Origin of the sequence: Bacillus sp. S4, assembly GCF_040838205.1 — a bacterium.
Taxonomy (GTDB): Bacteria; Bacillota; Bacilli; order Bacillales; family Bacillaceae_G; genus Bacillus_A; species Bacillus_A cereus_U.
The window spans coordinates 1-17,700 of record NZ_JBFPJI010000005.1; the positions used below are offsets into that span (position 1 = coordinate 1).

Here is a 17,700-nt window from a genome sequence, read left to right on the forward strand (position 1 = left end):
CGCCGATGGTAGTTGGGACCTTGTCCCTGTGAGAGTAGGACGTCGCCAAGCAACTAAAACACGAGTCAAATGACTCGTGTTTTTTCGTGTTTCTTTTTATAATTCATAGTAATTTAAAAAATCTTTACTTAAAGAATCGTCCTTTTGATTAAAGACTGGGAAATGTGGCTAGGATAGTGAATAAGCAAAAGAGTTGCAAATTTTTTTAATACGTATATAATTAAAGTCAAAGATAGTCAAAGTCAATAAAGGTGGCGGATAAATGAGAAATATATCTGATATCATTGAGAAATATCTAAAGCAAGTTATTGACTTAAGCAATAATAATGCGATTGAAATCAAGAGGAATGAGGTCGCTGATCGATTCGATTGTGTGCCGTCTCAAATCAACTATGTAATCAATACCCGTTTTACGTTAGAAAGAGGATTCGTAGTAGAAAGTAAACGAGGTGGAGGAGGTTACATTCGCATTATAAAAGTCAAACTGCATGATGATATAGACATTATTGATCAAATGCTTCATATGATTGATCATAGCGTTGCACAAGGAAATGCAGAAAGCATGATTATACGTTTAATAGAAGAGGGTATTATAACAAATCGTGAAGCTAAACTTATGTTAAGTGTACTAGATCGTTCTGTATTATTAATGGATGTTCCTTCTCGAGATGAACTTAGGGCTCGAATATTATGCGCAATGTTAAGAACACTGAAATATAAATAAATATAACTTTTGTTAAGAATGATAACTAAGATAATGCAGTTTAATATTGTAGGGATTTTGAAAGATGACATGTGCTTTTACTAAATGGATTAAGGAAAGAGAACAATCTAGTAATGTATGAAAAGTATCATGAGATAGATCGTTCCTGTTGTAAAGGTGGGGGATAGCGATGACTTGTCAAAACTGTAATATAAGACCAGCAACTTTACATTATACAAAAGTAATCAACGAAAAAAAGGCGGAAGTTCATCTTTGCGAGCAATGTGCAGAACAAAGTGGCTATACGTCTTTCTTTCAATCACCGCAGTCTAATTTTTCATTCCATGACCTATTAGCCGGATTATTGCATGGTGAACCAGCAATGTTTGAAGAAGGGCAAGATGCATTTTCAAATACAAATATATCAAGATGTCCAAATTGTAAGATGACATATGAACAATTTACAAAAGTGGGACGCTTTGGATGTGCTTCTTGTTACGATACATTTAAGGGGCATTTAAAACCATTGTTAAAACGTCTTCACGGTGGGCATACAGATCATTGTGGAAAAATTCCTGAACGTATAGAAGGAAATATCTACTTAAAGAAAGAATTAGATGAACTAAAACTCAATCTGAAACAATATGTACAGAAAGAGGAATTTGAGAAAGCGGCTGAAGTACGAGATAAAATTCGATGTCTTGTAAATCAGCTTAGTGAGCATAGAGAGGGGGAATAGTTCTATGTCACTGGACAGAATTATGAATGAAGCGATTAGTCCATGGATGAAGGGGGATGGCCCTGATTCTGATATTGTTTTAAGTAGTCGAATTCGTTTGGCTCGTAACTTTAAAAAATATCAATTCTCTACTATGCAAAACGAGGAAGAAGCTAAACAGATTCATGAGTTATTTAAGAAGAAGTTTATAAATAAACCTGTAGAACCTTTTGGGGAGTTTGAACTATTAAAAATGAATGAATTAAATCCTCTTCAAAGGAGAGTTTTAGTTGAGAAGCATTTAATTAGTCCAAATCTTGCAGGAACAGAATACGGAGCATGCCTACTATCAGAAAGTGAACATATAAGTATCATGCTTAATGAAGAGGATCATGTTAGGATTCAGTGCCTATTTTCAGGTTTACAGTTATCAGAGGCGCTTCAAAGTGCCAATCAAATAGATAACTGGATCGAGGAACAGGTTGAATATGCTTTTGATGAATCGCTTGGATATATTACGAGTTGCCCCACTAACGTCGGTACAGGATTAAGGGCTTCGGTAATGATTCATTTGCCGGGACTGGTTTTAACGAAAAGAATTAACCGTATTATACAAGTAATTCAAAAATTAGGGCTAGTAGTAAGAGGAATATACGGTGAAGGTAGCGAAGCGTTAGGTAATATATTTCAAGTGTCAAATCAAATGACACTAGGGAAGTCAGAAGAAGATATTATTGCAGATTTAAAGAGTGTCATTCAACAAATCATCCATCAAGAAAAAATGGCTAGAGAATTAATTGTACAAAATTCAAGTATTGAGCTTGAAGATAAAGTATATCGTTCTTACGGAATACTAGCTAACAGTCGTTTAATTCAATCTGCAGAAGCAGCTACTTGCTTATCAGATGTACGACTTGGTATTGACCTAGGATATATACAAGGTATATCGAGAAATATTTTAACTGAGTTAATGGTTCTTACTCAGCCGGGCATTTTGCAACAATATGCAGGAGGACCTCTAGGACCAGAAGAAAGAGATTATCGAAGAGCAACCTTAATCCGTGAGCGATTACGAATTGAACAAAATTAAGCGCAAGTAGGAGGCGATTTCTATGATGTTTGGAAGATTTACAGAACGAGCACAGAAAGTATTAGCTTTATCTCAAGAGGAAGCAATTCGCATTGGGCATAATAATATTGGAACAGAACATATTTTACTTGGGCTTGTACGCGAAGGTGAAGGAATTGCAGCAAAAGCGTTAATTGCTCTTGGATTAAGTCCAGAGAAAGTTCAAAAGGAGGTAGAAGCATTAATTGGACGTGGAACGGAAGCTTCTCAAACAGTACATTACACACCTCGTGCTAAAAAAGTTATTGAGTTGTCTATGGACGAAGCTCGTAAATTGGGCCATTCCTACGTTGGAACAGAACATATTTTACTTGGTTTAATCCGTGAAGGTGAAGGTGTAGCAGCACGTGTTTTAAATAATTTAGGTGTAAGCCTAAACAAAGCAAGGCAACAAGTGTTACAACTTCTTGGAAGTAATGAAGCTAGTTCAGGTCACCAAGGTGGTTCATCAACAAATGCGAATACACCTACACTTGACAGTCTAGCACGTGATTTAACAGTTGTTGCACGTGAAAATCGTTTAGATCCTGTTATTGGGCGTAGTAAAGAAATTCAACGTGTAATTGAAGTGTTAAGCCGTAGAACAAAAAACAATCCAGTATTAATTGGAGAACCTGGTGTAGGTAAGACAGCAATTGCGGAAGGATTAGCACAGCAAATTGTAAATAATGAAGTTCCTGAAACTTTAAGAGATAAGCGTGTTATGACATTAGATATGGGTACAGTTGTTGCTGGAACAAAATATCGTGGTGAATTTGAGGATCGTTTAAAGAAAGTGATGGATGAGATTCGCCAAGCTGGTAACATCATTCTATTTATTGATGAGCTTCATACGTTAATTGGTGCAGGAGGGGCGGAAGGTGCAATTGATGCATCGAATATTTTAAAACCATCTTTAGCACGTGGTGAATTACAATGTATTGGTGCAACAACTTTAGACGAATATCGTAAATATATTGAAAAGGATGCGGCATTAGAAAGACGTTTCCAACCAATTCATGTTGATGAACCAAACTTAGAAGAATCAGTTCAAATTTTAAAAGGTTTACGTGACCGTTATGAGGCGCATCACCGCGTATCTATTACAGATGATGCAATCGATGCGGCTGTAAAACTTTCAGATCGTTACATTACAGACCGTTTTTTACCTGATAAAGCAATCGATTTAATTGATGAGGCTGCATCAAAAGTGCGCTTACGTTCTTATACAACACCGCCAAACTTAAAAGAGCTTGAAGTGAAGCTTGAGGAAATTAGAAAAGAAAAAGATGCAGCTGTACAAAGCCAAGAATTTGAAAAAGCTGCTTCCTTACGTGATATGGAACAACGTTTACGTGAAAAGTTAGAAGATACAAAGCGTCAGTGGAAAGAGAAACAAGGACAAGAAAACTCAGAAGTAACAGTAGAAGATATTGCAAATGTCGTTTCCACATGGACACGTATTCCAGTTTCTAAACTTGCACAAACAGAGACAGATAAATTATTAAACTTGGAATCAATTTTACATGATCGTTTAATTGGGCAGGATGAAGCAGTTGTAGCTGTGGCAAAAGCTGTTCGTCGTGCGAGAGCGGGATTAAAAGATCCGAAACGTCCAATTGGCTCATTTATTTTCCTAGGACCGACTGGTGTAGGTAAAACAGAACTAGCGAGAGCTTTAGCAGAATCTATGTTCGGTGATGAGGATGCAATGATCCGCATCGATATGTCTGAGTATATGGAAAAGCATTCTACTTCTCGCTTAGTTGGATCTCCTCCAGGATATGTTGGATATGAAGAAGGTGGACAATTAACAGAGAAAGTTCGTCGTAAGCCATATTCAGTTGTCTTATTAGATGAAGTAGAGAAAGCTCATCCGGATGTGTTTAATATTTTACTACAAGTATTAGAAGATGGCCGTTTAACAGATTCTAAAGGACGTACAGTTGATTTCCGTAATACAATTGTTATTATGACGTCTAATGTTGGTGCAGACGCATTAAAACGTAATAAACATCTTGGATTTAACGTACAAGATGAGAGCCGCGATTATTCAGATATGAAAGGTAAAGTAATGGATGAATTGAAAAAGGCATTTCGTCCAGAATTTTTAAACCGTATTGATGAAATTATCGTGTTCCATATGCTTGAGAAAAAACATATTCAAGAAATTGTAACTCTTATGGTGAATCAGTTGGTGAATCGCTTAAAAGAACAAGAGATTGAATTGCACTTAACAGAAGGAGCAATTTCAGCAATTGCTGATAAAGGATTTGATCGAGAGTACGGTGCTCGTCCGCTTCGTAGAGCAATTCAAAAACATGTAGAAGATAGACTATCAGAAGAACTGTTAAAAGGTGCTATTGAGAAAGGGCAAAAAGTTATCTTTGATATAGAAGGAGAATCATTTGTCATTCATAGTGCGGAAAAGGTAAAATAAGTATAGACAAACAAAGAGGGCTACGCGATAGCCCTCTTTCTTGTACGAGAAGGATAAACGTTTGTAGATGAAAGTGAAGTGAACTATAAAAGATATGGCTAAAAAGAAAACAAAATTCACATGTCAAGAGTGTGGTTATCAGTCGCCAAAATATATGGGGAAATGTCCTGGATGTGGTAAATGGAATACGCTTGTTGAAGAGATGGAGCCAGTTGTATCATCAAGGCGCCTTAATTATGTCAATGCAATTCAATCAGAAGTAACAAAACCAAGACGCTTAACAGAGGTAGAAACAAATTCTGAGGCGCGTATTGAAACGAAATTTCAAGAGTTTAACCGTGTACTTGGTGGCGGGATTGTAGATGGATCTTTAGTACTTATTGGTGGAGACCCTGGGATTGGAAAATCAACATTGTTATTACAAATTTCATCGCAATTAGCAGATTCTTCATATGATGTACTATACATATCAGGCGAGGAGTCAGCAAAGCAGATTAAACTTCGTGCAGATCGTTTGCATGTAAAGGGTAGTAATCTATTTGTTGTAGCAGAAACTGATCTACAGCGAATTGCAGCGCACATTGAAGAGATGAATCCAGCTTTTGTTGTTATTGACTCTATTCAAACGATACATTTACCTGAAGTGACGTCAGCCCCAGGAAGTGTAGCGCAAGTACGTGAATGTACAGCGGAATTAATGAAGCTTGCAAAGACGAAAGGGATTCCTATTTTTATCGTCGGACATGTGACAAAAGAAGGGGCAATTGCAGGACCACGTATGCTAGAACATATGGTTGATGCAGTTCTTTACTTTGAAGGAGATCGTCACCATACATATCGTATTTTGCGAGCTGTGAAGAACCGTTTTGGTTCCACAAATGAAATGGGTATCTTTGAAATGAAGGAACTAGGTCTTGCAGAAGTACTAAATCCTTCTGAAATTTTCCTTGAGGAACGTCCAGTTGGAGTTGCAGGATCCACAGTGGTTGCTTCAATGGAAGGAACCAGACCGGTTTTAGTAGAAATACAAGCATTAATCTCCCCTACTAGTTTTGGAAATCCTCGAAGAATGGCGACAGGAATTGATCATAACCGCGTTTCACTTATTATGGCAGTGCTAGAAAAAAGAACAGGTTTATTGTTGCAAAATCAAGACGCATATTTAAAAGTCGCGGGTGGCTTGAAATTAGATGAACCAGCAATCGATTTAGCTGTTGCCTTAAGTATTGCTTCAAGTTTCAGAGATAAAGCTACTGCACCAACCGATGCGGTAATAGGAGAAGTAGGCCTAACTGGAGAAATAAGAAGAGTATCAAGAATTGAACAACGTGTACAAGAAGCAGCAAAATTAGGATTTCAACGTGCTATTATTCCTAGGAAAAATTTGGGAGGATGGACAATTCCAGATGGGATTGAGGTAGTAGGTGTTTCTAATTTAGGAGAGGCGCTTCGTTTGACATTAGGAGGCTAGGCTATGGAGGAAAACAAGCAACGTGTCAAAAGTATGATTAACATTCTACAGCTCGTTGCCCCAGGAACACCACTACGCGAAGGGATAGATAATGTACTTCGTGCGCAAACTGGAGGGCTAATTGTTCTTGGGTATAATGAGCAGATTAAAAGTATTGTTGATGGAGGATTTCACATTAATTGTGCATTCTCACCGGCTAGTTTATATGAATTAGCAAAAATGGATGGGGCACTTATTTTAAATGAAACTGGGAGCAAAATTTTAATTGCAAATGCACAATTAGTTCCAGATCCATCCATTGATTCTATTGAAACAGGTATGCGTCACCGAACGGCAGAGCGTGTAGCAAAGCAGACGGCTAGCCTTGTTGTGGCTATTTCACAAAGACGTAACGTAATTACACTATATCAAGGGAACTTACGTTATACACTAAAAGATATAGGTGTAATTTTAACAAAGGCAAACCAAGCTATTCAAACGTTAGAAAAATATAAAGCTGTATGGAATGATGGGATTACGAATTTGGGCATTCTAGAATTTGAAGAGGTCGTTACAATGTCCGAGGTAGTTCACGTTTTACATAGTGTTGAAATGGTACTGCGTATTAAAAATGAAATAGTGAGCTACATTCATGAGTTAGGAACGGAAGGAAGGTTAATTCGTTTACAACTTACAGAATTACTAGCCGACTTAGAAGCAGAGGCAGCGTTATTAATTAAGGATTATTATCAAGAAAAAACGCAGGATCACCATCAAATTTTGAAAAAGTTACAAGATCTTGCAAATACACAGCTTTTAGAGGATAGCGATTTAGTTAAATTGCTTGGCTATCCAGGGCAAATGAGCTTAGAAGAAAGCGTGACACCGAGGGGATACCGAATCGCAAGCAAAATTTCTCGTGTTCCACCACTTATCATTGAAAATTTAATTAATCGATTTAAAACGCTACAAGGTGTTTGTCGTGCAACTATTAATGAATTGGATGATGTGGAAGGAATTGGGGAAGTTAGGGCGAAGAAAATACGAGAGGGCCTAAAAAGAATTCAAGAGCATCTCTATATGAGTAGACACAATTAAGAATATTACATTGATTCCATAATATAACGACACTAGAACATTTTTGGTATATGATATGGTATATTGGTAAATAAAACTATTTATATAAAAAAAACACGTCCGCTTTTGCATTCGGCGTTTTGATTAGCAAAACAATGGTTAATAATGAGTAGGAGGTGGTTGGATGTTAAAAAGGATCGTACAGCTCTTCTTTTTAGTGATCGGGGGAGCGTTAGGGATTTTTCTAATCCCAAAAGTTATTAATGTATTGGACGTCGGTGCTGTTCCTTGGCTTGAGGGATCGTACGTTCGTGCAATTATTGGTGCAATTATTTTATTTTTAACAACATTTTGGCTTGTGGATTATATTGTTCAACTTATTAAACATATCGAAGAAGCCCTTGTAAAGGCACCGGTAGCGGATGTTTTATTTGGTACATTAGGGTTGATCTCTGGTCTTATTGTTGCATATTTAATTTTGATACCAATTCGTGAATTCACGATTCCAGTCATTAGTACAGTATTACAAGTGTTCTTTACTCTTTTACTTGGTTATTTAGGATTCCAAGTAGGATTTAAAAAGAGAAATGAATTGCTAGGATTATTTACATTACCCCAGCGCGGAGGTAAGAAGAAAAACAATAGCGAGAACGAAGAGGTAGAGGTAGAAAAATCTACAACTCATTGGAAAATTCTCGATACAAGTGTAATTATTGATGGACGTATTGCGGATATTTGCCAAACGAAGTTTTTAGAAGGAACAATTGTGATTCCACAATTCGTATTAGAAGAGCTTCAGCATATTGCCGATTCTTCTGATGCTTTAAAGCGTAATCGTGGTCGCAGAGGATTAGACATTTTAAATCGTATTCAAAAAGAGCTACTAATTCCGGTGGAAATTTATGAAGGCGATTTTGAGGATATCCAAGAGGTGGATAGCAAGCTTGTAAAGTTAGCTAAAATCACTGGTGGAACTGTTGTAACAAATGATTTCAACTTAAACAAAGTTTCTGAACTACAAGGAGTAACAGTGTTGAACATTAACGATTTAGCAAATGCAATTAAACCAGTCGTACTCCCTGGTGAAGAATTAAGTGTTTATGTTGTGAAAGATGGTAAAGAACAAAATCAAGGTGTTGCATACTTAGATGATGGCACGATGATTGTAGTAGAAGACGGTAGAGAATATGTCGGTTCGCAACTTAATGTACTAGTTACAAGTGTGTTGCAAACATCGGCTGGTCGTATGATTTTCGCAAAACGTAAATTATTAGAAAAAGCATTATAAGTAGAGGATTATTAATATGTATACATTAATTATTCCGGCAGCGGGTCAAGGGAAACGGATGGGTGCTGGTAAAAACAAGTTGTTCTTACTTATAAATGGAGTACCTATCATTGTGCATACATTACGTGCTTTTGAAAAAGATAAAGCATGTAAACGTATTATCATGGCAATTAACGAAGAGGAACGTCCTTATTTTGAGGAGTTAATACAGAAGTACCCGGTTGAAAAGCAGGTGCAATTTATTCAAGGCGGGGCTGAAAGACAAGATAGTGTGTATAATGCGCTTCAGTATGTGAGCGGAGTTGAGTATGTTCTCGTACACGATGGTGCGCGCCCGTTCGTAACGAATAAGATGATGCAAGATGTATTAACTGTAGCAGAGAAATATGGAGCTTCCATTTGTGCAGTGCCAGTGAAGGATACAATTAAGAAAGTAGAACAGGGTGTTGTTGTTGAAACGGTAGAACGTTCTCAGCTTAAAGCGGTTCAAACACCGCAAGGATTTTCTGTTCCTCTTTTATTAGAAGCTCATAGAAGTGCAAAGCAAAGTTGTTTTCTTGGTACAGATGATGCAAGTCTCGTAGAACGTGTCGGGAAGCAAGTAGGCGTGGTAGAGGGGAGTTACTATAATATTAAAGTGACGACTCCAGAGGATTTACTAATTGCTGAAAGTTTCCTTCATGTTCAGAAGAAATAGAAGTGATGGTATTATAGTAAAGAAAAGCTCGGCAGTTGCCGAGCTTTTCTTTATAGAGATAGCAATATAATATAGAATTCATAAAGTAGTTTAGATTGAGGAGGATGTAAAGAATGTTTCGAATTGGACAAGGTTTTGATGTACATGAATTTGCGGAAGGTAGACCGTTAATTATCGGCGGAATTACAATTCCTCATGAAAAAGGATTAATCGGTCACTCGGATGCAGATGTATTGTTACATACGATTGCTGACGCATGTCTAGGAGCAATTGCAGCAGGAGATATTGGAAAACATTTTCCTGATACAGATCCTGCCTTTAAAGATGCGGATTCAGCTGTATTGTTACAAAAGGTTTGGGAATTTGTGTGTGAACAAGGTTATGAGCTAGGGAACCTAGATTGTACAATTATTGCCCAAAAGCCAAAAATGGCACCGCATATTGAAAGCATGCGTAAACGCATTAGTGAACTACTAGAAACGTCTATTGATAATATTAATGTAAAGGCAACAACAACAGAAAAATTAGGATTTACAGGTAGAGAAGAAGGGATTGCTTCTCAAGCGGTTGTTTTATTACAGAAAAAATAGTGATTTTTAATTCGTAAGATGGATAATCACGTTTTTTTGGTGTACAATTATAGAATGTGTTGACATTAAGATTGGAAGGTGTACCAACTATGGAAAAGCAAGTGAGAGTGCGCTATGCGCCAAGTCCAACAGGACACTTACATATCGGAAATGCGCGTACGGCATTATTTAATTATTTATTTGCTCGTCATCAAGATGGTAAGTTTATTATTCGTATTGAAGATACTGATGTGAAACGTAATGTTGCTGGTGGAGAAGAAAGCCAATTAAAATACTTGAAATGGCTCGGTATGGACTGGGATGAAGGTGTTGATGTTGGTGGTGAATTTGGACCATATCGTCAAACAGAGCGTTTAGATATTTATAAAAAATTATATGAAGATTTATTAGAGCGTGATTTAGCTTACAAATGTTATATGACAGAAGAAGAGCTAGAGGCAGAGCGTGAAGGACAAATCGCTCGTGGTGAAACACCGCGTTATGCAGGAAACCACCGTGATTTAACTGAGGAGCAAATTAAAGGATTTGAGGCTGAAGGCCGTATTCCAAGTATTCGCTTCCGTGTGCCGGCTGATAGCGACTTCACGTTTAAAGATATCGTAAAAGATGAAGTTGCATTCCATTCAAATGATTTTGGTGATTTCGTTATCGTGAAAAAAGATGGAATTCCAACTTATAACTTTGCGGTAGCGGTAGATGATCACTTAATGGAGATTACACACGTACTTCGTGGTGATGATCATATTTCAAACACGCCAAAACAAATGATGATTTATGAAGCTTTCGGTTGGGATATCCCGAAGTTCGGTCATATGACTTTAATTGTAAACGAAAGCCGTAAAAAGCTAAGTAAGCGTGACGAATCTATTATTCAATTTATTGAGCAATATAAAGAGCTTGGATATCTTCCAGAAGCAATCTTTAACTTTATTGCATTACTAGGTTGGTCACCAGTAGGTGAAGAAGAAATCTTCTCTCAAGATGAGTTTATCAAAATGTTTGATGCAGCTCGTTTATCAAAATCACCTGCATTATTTGATTCTCAAAAACTAAAATGGATGAACAACCAATATATGAAAAAACAAGATTTAGATACGGTTGTTGAACTAAGCTTACCGCATTTAGTGAAAGCGGGTCGCGTAGGTGAAAACTTAAGTGAACAAGAACAAGCATGGGTTCGTGATGTAATTGCTTTATATCATGACCAAATGAGCTTTGGAGCTGAAATTGTAGAGCTTTCTGAAATGTTCTTTAAAGATCATGTTGATCATGAAGAAGAGGGACAAGAAGTATTGAAGGGTGAACAAGTACCTGAAGTACTTCGTACATTTGCCGATCAATTAGAAGCTTTAGAAGCAATGGAGCCAGCGGCAGTTAAGGCGGCTATTAAAGCAGTTCAAAAGGAAACAGGACATAAAGGTAAAAACCTATTTATGCCAATCCGTGTTGCTACTACTGGACAAACACATGGTCCAGAGCTTCCTAACGCTATTGCTCTTCTTGGAAAAGAAAAAGTTTTAAATCGTATTCAAAAAGTAATTGGTTAACATTTTCTAGGTTTAGCAATATAATAAGTATACCTAAAATCTAATAAGGAAAAGCGACGAGAAGGAGAAGTAGAAAATCAGGCTTTTTACAGAGAGAACCACCCTTAGGCTGGAAGTGGTTTATAAGCGGATTTTTGAAATGCCCCTTCGAGTCTTCTGTTGAACAGCGAAGTATTTCGCGGAACGTCTTAGGGCGCAAAGTAAACAGAAGCGGTGTAAACCGTTATCATGGATGAGTTTGAGGCTTCTTTAGCCTAAACAGAGTGGAACCGCGCTTAAAAGGCGTCTCTGTCTATATGACAGAGGCGTCTTTTTTTTATACCATGTAAATGGGTGTGAGTATAAGTTTTATCCCCTTGTATAAAGATTCAGGGAGAGTTAGGGGAGTTAGTTCACTCGAAAAAAGCAGCCCATAAAGGGGAGGGAACATCGATGTTTAAGAGGCTTCGGGAAGATATTGAAGTCGTTTTTGAACAGGATCCAGCGGCACGAAGTTATTTCGAAGTCATTTTAACTTACTCTGGATTACATGCAGTTTGGGGCCATCGAATTGCACATGCTTTTTATAAAAGGAATTTTTTCTTTATGGCACGTTGGATTTCGCAAGTTAGTCGTTTTTTTACTGGCATTGAGATTCATCCAGGAGCAACTATTGGTCGTCGTTTTTTCATTGATCATGGAATGGGGGTTGTAATTGGCGAAACGTGTGAAATTGGCGAAAACGTAACAATTTATCAAGGTGTCACATTAGGTGGTACAGGTAAAGAAAAAGGAAAGAGGCACCCTACAATTCAGGATAATGTATTAATTGCAACAGGTGCTAAAGTACTAGGTTCTATTACTGTTGGAGAGAATTCTAAAATTGGAGCAGGATCTGTCGTGTTGAAGGAAGTTCCTGCACATTCTACAGTTGTAGGTATACCTGGCCGAGTCGTTATTCAAAATGGAGTAAAGATTGGTCAAGAATTAAATCATTCTGATCTCCCGGATCCGATTTTTGATAAATTAAAGGTTATGGAAGCAGAACTTGATAAATTGAGAAAGCAACTCGAAGTAAAGGTAGAAAGGAAGGATAAAAATGACTATTCACATTTATAATACGTTAACGCGTCAAAAAGAAGAGTTTATGCCATTAGAAGAAAATAAGGTAAAGATGTATGTGTGCGGACCTACAGTGTATAACTACATTCACATTGGGAATGCAAGACCACCTATGGTATTTGATACAGTACGCCGTTACTTAGAATATAAAGGATATGATGTGCAGTATGTATCTAACTTTACTGACGTGGATGATAAATTAATTAAGGCGGCAAATGAATTAGGTGAAGATGTGCCAACAATTGCAGATCGTTTTGTTGAAGCTTACTTTGAAGATGTAACGGCACTAGGTTGCAAGCATGCAACGGTTCATCCACGTGTAACAGAAAATATGGATATCATTATTGAATTTATTCAAGAACTTGTGAATAAAGGGTATGCATATGAATCAGAAGGTGATGTGTACTTTAAAACGAAAGAATTCGAAGGTTACGGTAAATTATCACATCAACCGATTGCAGATTTACGTCACGGTGCACGTATTGAAGTAGGAGAAAAGAAACAAGACCCTCTTGACTTTGTTTTATGGAAAGCTGCGAAAGAAGGAGAAATCTTCTGGGAAAGCCCTTGGGGGAAAGGACGCCCAGGGTGGCATATTGAATGCTCAGCAATGGCGCGTAAATATTTAGGGGATACAATTGATATTCATGCTGGTGGTCAAGATTTAGCATTTCCTCATCATGAAAATGAAATTGCGCAGTCTGAGGCGTTGACAGGAAAAACATTTGCACGTTATTGGATGCATAATGGATATATTAATATTAATAACGAGAAGATGTCTAAGTCGCTTGGAAACTTCATTTTAGTTCACGATATCATCAAACAATATAATCCACAGTTAATCAGGTTCTTTATGCTATCGGTACATTACCGTCACCCAATTAACTTTAGTGAAGATTTATTGCAAAGTACGAATAATGGACTAGAAAGAATTAAAACAGCTTACGGTAACTTAAAGCATCGTATGGAAAGTAGTACGGATTTAACGGACCATAATGAAAAATGGTTAGCTGAAATGGAAAAGTTCCAGGTTGCATTCGAAGAAGCGATGGATGATGATTTCAATACGGCTAATGCGATTACTGAATTATATAACGTAGCAAATCACGCAAATCAATATTTGTTAGAAGAACATACTTCTAAAATTGTAATTGAAGCGTATGTAAAACAACTTGAAACATTATTTAGTATTTTAGGATTAGAATTAGCGCAAGAAGAGTTGCTTGATGAAGAAATTGAAGCACTAATCCAGAAGCGTATTGAAGCTCGTCAAAATCGTGACTTCGCATTATCTGATCAAATTCGCGATGATTTAAAAGGACGTAATATTATTTTAGAAGATACCGCTCAAGGTACAAGATGGAAAAGAGGATAAGAATGATTGATGCAAAGCAATTGAACAGCTTAGCGTTAGCATATATGGGTGATGCGGTATACGAACAATATATCCGCTATCACCTCCTTCAAAAGGGGAAAGTTCGCCCTAATCAATTACATCGCTTAGGGACGAGCTTTGTTTCGGCAAAAGCACAGGCGAAAGTTGTTTATCATTTATTAGAGACGGCATTTTTGACAGAAGAGGAAGAGGCGGTATTAAGAAGAGGGCGTAATGCGAATTCGGGTACTGTTCCAAAAAATACAGATGTACAAACATATCGACACAGTACAGCCTTTGAAGCGCTAATCGGTTATCATCACTTGTTGAATAATCGTGAAAGATTGGACGAGATTGTATATAAGGCGATTGACGTTTTGGACGAAAAGGAAGGGAGCACATCATCATGAGTAGTGAATATATTATCGGACGTAACCCTGTAATTGAAGCTTTAAGAGCGGGGCGAGATATTAATAAAATTTTGGTAGCAGAAGGTGCTGCCAAAGGACAAGTGCAGATTGTACTAGCATTAGCAAAAGAGAATAAGGTTATTTTGCAACACGCACCAAAGAAGAAATTAGATCAATTGGTTGAGGGAAATCATCAAGGTGTAATTGCTCAAGTAGCTGCATATCAATATGCTGAGTTAGAGGATTTGTTTAAATTAGCAGAAAAACGCAATGAAGATCCGTTCTTCTTAATTTTAGATGAAATTGAAGACCCACATAACTTAGGTTCTATTATGCGTACTGCGGATGCAGCAGGGGCTCATGGGGTTATTATTCCAAAAAGAAGAGCGGTAGGACTTACAGCGTCAGTTGCGAAAGCGTCGACTGGGGCAATTGAATATATTCCTGTTGCACGTGTAACAAATTTATCGCGTACAATTGATGAATTAAAAGAACGCGGACTTTGGATTGCTGGTACAGATGCCAAAGGGAAAACAGATTACCGTAATTTAGATGGTAATATGCCAATCGGACTAGTAATTGGTAGTGAAGGAAAAGGTATGAGTCGTATTATTGGTGAAAAGTGTGATTTCCTAATTACTTTACCGATGGTCGGTAAAGTTACATCCTTAAATGCTTCAGTAGCCGCAAGTTTGTTAATGTATGAGGTATATCGTAAACGTCACGAAATTGGTAAATAAAAAATGAACGATATTTTAATCGTTGACGGTTACAACATTATCGGGGCTTGGGGAGACTTGAAGAAACTGCGGGATGTAGATTTACAGTCATCAAGAGACGCACTTATTGATAAGATGGCGGATTATCAAGGCTATACAGGCACAAAGGTAATGATTGTCTTTGATGCCTATACAGTCTATGGTATTGAAAAAAAGATGAAACAATCGCGGGTGGAAGTAATATTCACGAGAAAGAATCAAACTGCAGATGAAAAGATAGAACAACTTGCGATTGAGCTTAGAAATATAAATACACAAATATACGTTGCAACTTCGGATTATACGGAGCAATGGATTATATTTGCGCAAGGTGCACTTCGAAAATCTGCGCGTGAATTAGAGTTAGAAGTGCAAGCGATGGAACAACAAGTAAGAAGGTGTACAAAAGACACGAAAGAAAAGCAACCCGCCATGCGAAAGATATTTAGTGAGGATATTACAGAAAAATTAGAAAAATTAAGAAGAGGAGAGCGTTGAGGCATTGACGCTCTTTATCTTTTTACTGTATAATATTGCTAAATATATAGCGGTCGGAGGGATCAGGGTGGAAGCAGGCTTCGTAAGTGTAGGCGACGTTACATTTCGTGATTTAGAGGATGAGGCAATCGTTGAGTTAGTTCGAAAAGGTAATACTGACGCTCTAGAATATTTAATTCACAAATATAAGAACTTTGTTCGCGCGAAATCAAGATCTTATTTCTTAGTGGGTGCCGATCGAGAAGACATTGTTCAAGAAGGCATGATTGGGTTGTTTAAAGCCATTCGTGATTATAAAGGGGACAAGCTGTCTTCGTTCAAAGCATTTGCTGAACTGTGTATCACTCGACAAATTATTACCGCTATTAAAACAGCAACAAGGCAAAAACATATTCCGTTAAATTCGTATGTGTCTTTAGACAAGCCAATTTACGATGAGGAATCTGATCGAACACTATTAGATGTTATTTCGGAATCGAAAGTAACTGATCCAGAAGAGATGATTATCAGTCAGGAAGAATATACAGACATAGAATCAAAAATATCTGAATTATTAAGCGATTTAGAAAGAAAAGTGCTCTCTTTATACTTAGATGGTCGTTCCTATCAAGAAATTTCAGAACAGTTAAACAGGCACGTGAAATCTATTGATAACGCATTGCAGCGTGTAAAAAGGAAATTAGAAAGATATATGGAGATGAGAGAGAGTACAACTTTAAATTCATAGCAAGTGCCGCAGGTGTAAAATAATTCACCTGTTTTCTTTTTGTTAAGAGAGTGAAAGTCATGACATTGACATTGTCTTTTGTTGTATGATACATTTTTAGGGACAATGTTACAAGGTTGGTGTAACTAATGAGGAAAAAAGTTGTACTCTCATGTGAAGAGTGTAAAAATCGAAACTACTCTACGATGAAAGATACGAGCTCAGTAGAGCGACTTGAGATAAAGAAGTTTTGTAAAACATGCAATAAGCATACAGTTCACAAAGAAACAAAATAAATAATACACTGGAGGTCCCGTAGATGCGTTTAACGAACTTTTTCGGCGATGTAGGTCGCGAAATGAAAAAAGTAAGTTGGCCTAAAAAAGATGAATTACTCCGCTCAACAACGACTGTTATCGCGACAGTTGTGTTCTTTGCGATTTTCTTCGCAGTGGTTGATATGGGCATTTCTTCTTTAATTCGGTTAATTCTTGGTTAATTCTTGAATAAGAAGCACTTATCCATGATATAATGTTATTTATAAGAACTGTGTAAAAGCCCGGTGAACGGGTTTTTTCATTTGCGCAAAAAAATGTACGTCAGGGAGGGAAGGACGCTCGTCCTAAATGAATGGAAAAAAGTTGGTATGTTGTCCATACTTATTCTGGATATGAAAATAAAGTAAAAGCAAACCTAGAGAAACGTGTAGAATCAATGGGTATGCAAGATAAAATTTTCCGTGTTGTTGTCCCGGAAGAAGTAGAAGTAGAAATGAAAAATGGTAAAGAAAAAATAACGAAAAGAAAAGTGTTCCCAGGTTACGTATTAGTAGAACTAATCATGACTGACGATTCTTGGTATGTTGTTCGTAATACGCCAGGAGTAACAGGTTTTGTTGGTTCTTCTGGTTCAGGATCTAAACCATCGCCTCTATTGGAAGAGGAAGTTGTTACCATCATGAAGCATATGGGAATGGACAATGAAGTGGTTGATTTCGAATTTGAACTTCATGAAACAGTGCGTGTAAATGAGGGGCCATTCGCGGATTATACAGGTGCGATTGAAGAAATTGATGTGGAAAAGAAAAAAGTTAGCGTGCTTGTAGACATGTTCGGTCGCGAGACTCCGGTTGAACTTGATTTCCATCAAATTGAAAAATTATAAAATGAAACTTGAAATGAATTGTAAAAAGTGATAATATCTTTTAAGTCAGTACGTCTTCGGTAACGGAGAC

At 37.3% G+C, this 17,700-nt stretch carries 19 protein-coding genes and 1 other annotated feature; all 19 genes read left to right on the forward strand.

Going from position 1 to position 17,700, the window contains the following annotated elements:
- Window positions 1-262 precede the first annotated feature (262 nt).
- The 19 genes from ctsR to nusG all read left to right on the forward strand — a co-directional run bounded on the left by ctsR (window position 263) and on the right by nusG (window position 17,630).
- Entirely contained in the window at window positions 263-724 is a 462-nt protein-coding gene (ctsR, locus tag AB3X48_RS01290; protein WP_002029353.1) for a transcriptional regulator CtsR, read from the forward strand.
- A gap of 169 nt (window positions 725-893) precedes the next feature.
- A complete protein-coding gene (gene mcsA / locus AB3X48_RS01295) occupies window positions 894-1,442 on the forward strand; it encodes a protein-arginine kinase activator protein McsA (RefSeq protein WP_002159618.1) in 549 nt (182 codons plus the stop codon).
- Between the two features lie 4 nt (window positions 1,443-1,446).
- Window positions 1,447-2,511: a protein-arginine kinase McsB gene (mcsB, locus tag AB3X48_RS01300; protein ID WP_002091490.1), complete on the forward strand. Its 1,065-nt coding sequence runs from the start codon at window positions 1,447-1,449 to the stop codon at window positions 2,509-2,511.
- Window positions 2,512-2,533: 22 nt separating this feature from the next.
- Complete coding sequence (gene clpC / locus AB3X48_RS01305; RefSeq protein WP_002063405.1) at window positions 2,534-4,969, forward strand: ATP-dependent protease ATP-binding subunit ClpC; 2,436 nt, start codon at window positions 2,534-2,536, stop codon at window positions 4,967-4,969.
- A 94-nt stretch (window positions 4,970-5,063) separates the two neighbouring features.
- Entirely contained in the window at window positions 5,064-6,440 is a 1,377-nt protein-coding gene (gene radA / locus AB3X48_RS01310) for a DNA repair protein RadA (protein WP_002159617.1), read from the forward strand.
- A 3-nt stretch (window positions 6,441-6,443) separates the two neighbouring features.
- A complete protein-coding gene (gene disA, locus AB3X48_RS01315; RefSeq protein ID WP_000392162.1) occupies window positions 6,444-7,517 on the forward strand; it encodes a DNA integrity scanning diadenylate cyclase DisA in 1,074 nt (357 codons plus the stop codon).
- A gap of 163 nt (window positions 7,518-7,680) precedes the next feature.
- A complete protein-coding gene (locus tag AB3X48_RS01320; protein ID WP_016103294.1) occupies window positions 7,681-8,784 on the forward strand; it encodes a PIN/TRAM domain-containing protein in 1,104 nt (367 codons plus the stop codon).
- Window positions 8,785-8,800: 16 nt separating this feature from the next.
- Window positions 8,801-9,481: a 2-C-methyl-D-erythritol 4-phosphate cytidylyltransferase gene (gene ispD / locus AB3X48_RS01325; RefSeq protein ID WP_016103295.1), complete on the forward strand. Its 681-nt coding sequence runs from the start codon at window positions 8,801-8,803 to the stop codon at window positions 9,479-9,481.
- A gap of 113 nt (window positions 9,482-9,594) precedes the next feature.
- Window positions 9,595-10,071 carry a 2-C-methyl-D-erythritol 2,4-cyclodiphosphate synthase gene (ispF, locus tag AB3X48_RS01330; RefSeq protein ID WP_002159614.1) on the forward strand — a complete coding sequence of 159 codons (477 nt, stop codon included), beginning with the start codon at window positions 9,595-9,597 and terminating at the stop codon, window positions 10,069-10,071.
- An 89-nt stretch (window positions 10,072-10,160) separates the two neighbouring features.
- Window positions 10,161-11,618 carry a glutamate--tRNA ligase gene (gene gltX / locus AB3X48_RS01335; RefSeq protein WP_016103296.1) on the forward strand — a complete coding sequence of 486 codons (1,458 nt, stop codon included), beginning with the start codon at window positions 10,161-10,163 and terminating at the stop codon, window positions 11,616-11,618.
- A 47-nt stretch (window positions 11,619-11,665) separates the two neighbouring features.
- Window positions 11,666-11,911, forward strand: a binding site (T-box leader).
- Window positions 11,912-12,050: 139 nt separating this feature from the next.
- The gene (cysE, locus tag AB3X48_RS01340; RefSeq protein WP_016103297.1) at window positions 12,051-12,716 is read left to right on the forward strand and encodes a serine O-acetyltransferase; all 666 of its coding nucleotides are present in this window, start codon (window positions 12,051-12,053) and stop codon (window positions 12,714-12,716) included.
- Window positions 12,697-14,094 carry a cysteine--tRNA ligase gene (gene cysS / locus AB3X48_RS01345; RefSeq protein WP_016103298.1) on the forward strand — a complete coding sequence of 466 codons (1,398 nt, stop codon included), beginning with the start codon at window positions 12,697-12,699 and terminating at the stop codon, window positions 14,092-14,094. Before cysE ends, cysS begins: the two co-directional genes overlap by 20 nt.
- A 2-nt stretch (window positions 14,095-14,096) precedes the next feature.
- A complete protein-coding gene (locus tag AB3X48_RS01350; RefSeq protein WP_002159611.1) occupies window positions 14,097-14,504 on the forward strand; it encodes a Mini-ribonuclease 3 in 408 nt (135 codons plus the stop codon).
- The gene (gene rlmB / locus AB3X48_RS01355) at window positions 14,501-15,244 is read left to right on the forward strand and encodes a 23S rRNA (guanosine(2251)-2'-O)-methyltransferase RlmB (RefSeq protein ID WP_016103299.1); all 744 of its coding nucleotides are present in this window, start codon (window positions 14,501-14,503) and stop codon (window positions 15,242-15,244) included. Before AB3X48_RS01350 ends, rlmB begins: the two co-directional genes overlap by 4 nt.
- Before the next feature lie 3 nt (window positions 15,245-15,247).
- A complete protein-coding gene (locus AB3X48_RS01360) occupies window positions 15,248-15,760 on the forward strand; it encodes an NYN domain-containing protein (protein ID WP_002009801.1) in 513 nt (170 codons plus the stop codon).
- Window positions 15,761-15,827: 67 nt separating this feature from the next.
- Entirely contained in the window at window positions 15,828-16,487 is a 660-nt protein-coding gene (locus AB3X48_RS01365) for an RNA polymerase factor sigma-70 (RefSeq protein ID WP_002009799.1), read from the forward strand.
- A 128-nt stretch (window positions 16,488-16,615) separates the two neighbouring features.
- Entirely contained in the window at window positions 16,616-16,762 is a 147-nt protein-coding gene (gene rpmG / locus AB3X48_RS01370) for a 50S ribosomal protein L33 (RefSeq protein WP_012260172.1), read from the forward strand.
- A gap of 23 nt (window positions 16,763-16,785) precedes the next feature.
- Entirely contained in the window at window positions 16,786-16,965 is a 180-nt protein-coding gene (secE, locus tag AB3X48_RS01375; RefSeq protein WP_002009797.1) for a preprotein translocase subunit SecE, read from the forward strand.
- Window positions 16,966-17,096: 131 nt separating this feature from the next.
- The gene (nusG, locus tag AB3X48_RS01380) at window positions 17,097-17,630 is read left to right on the forward strand and encodes a transcription termination/antitermination protein NusG (protein WP_002009795.1); all 534 of its coding nucleotides are present in this window, start codon (window positions 17,097-17,099) and stop codon (window positions 17,628-17,630) included.
- Window positions 17,631-17,700 lie beyond the last annotated feature (70 nt).

Excerpts from the sequence above, each read along its gene's own strand:
- ctsR (WP_002029353.1), top strand. The coding sequence starts at position 263 with ATGAGAAATATATCTGATATCATTGAGAAATATCTAAAGCAAGTTATT.
- mcsA (WP_002159618.1), top strand. The coding sequence starts at position 894 with ATGACTTGTCAAAACTGTAATATAAGACCAGCAACTTTACATTATACA.
- mcsB (WP_002091490.1), top strand. The coding sequence starts at position 1,447 with ATGTCACTGGACAGAATTATGAATGAAGCGATTAGTCCATGGATGAAG.
- clpC (WP_002063405.1), top strand. The coding sequence starts at position 2,534 with ATGATGTTTGGAAGATTTACAGAACGAGCACAGAAAGTATTAGCTTTA.
- radA (WP_002159617.1), top strand. The coding sequence starts at position 5,064 with ATGGCTAAAAAGAAAACAAAATTCACATGTCAAGAGTGTGGTTATCAG.
- disA (WP_000392162.1), top strand. The coding sequence starts at position 6,444 with ATGGAGGAAAACAAGCAACGTGTCAAAAGTATGATTAACATTCTACAG.
- AB3X48_RS01320 (WP_016103294.1), top strand. The coding sequence starts at position 7,681 with ATGTTAAAAAGGATCGTACAGCTCTTCTTTTTAGTGATCGGGGGAGCG.
- ispD (WP_016103295.1), top strand. The coding sequence starts at position 8,801 with ATGTATACATTAATTATTCCGGCAGCGGGTCAAGGGAAACGGATGGGT.
- ispF (WP_002159614.1), top strand. The coding sequence starts at position 9,595 with ATGTTTCGAATTGGACAAGGTTTTGATGTACATGAATTTGCGGAAGGT.
- gltX (WP_016103296.1), top strand. The coding sequence starts at position 10,161 with ATGGAAAAGCAAGTGAGAGTGCGCTATGCGCCAAGTCCAACAGGACAC.
- cysE (WP_016103297.1), top strand. The coding sequence starts at position 12,051 with ATGTTTAAGAGGCTTCGGGAAGATATTGAAGTCGTTTTTGAACAGGAT.
- cysS (WP_016103298.1), top strand. The coding sequence starts at position 12,697 with ATGACTATTCACATTTATAATACGTTAACGCGTCAAAAAGAAGAGTTT.
- AB3X48_RS01350 (WP_002159611.1), top strand. The coding sequence starts at position 14,097 with ATGATTGATGCAAAGCAATTGAACAGCTTAGCGTTAGCATATATGGGT.
- rlmB (WP_016103299.1), top strand. The coding sequence starts at position 14,501 with ATGAGTAGTGAATATATTATCGGACGTAACCCTGTAATTGAAGCTTTA.
- AB3X48_RS01360 (WP_002009801.1), top strand. The coding sequence starts at position 15,248 with ATGAACGATATTTTAATCGTTGACGGTTACAACATTATCGGGGCTTGG.
- rpmG (WP_012260172.1), top strand. The coding sequence starts at position 16,616 with ATGAGGAAAAAAGTTGTACTCTCATGTGAAGAGTGTAAAAATCGAAAC.
- secE (WP_002009797.1), top strand. The coding sequence starts at position 16,786 with ATGCGTTTAACGAACTTTTTCGGCGATGTAGGTCGCGAAATGAAAAAA.
- nusG (WP_002009795.1), top strand. The coding sequence starts at position 17,097 with ATGGAAAAAAGTTGGTATGTTGTCCATACTTATTCTGGATATGAAAAT.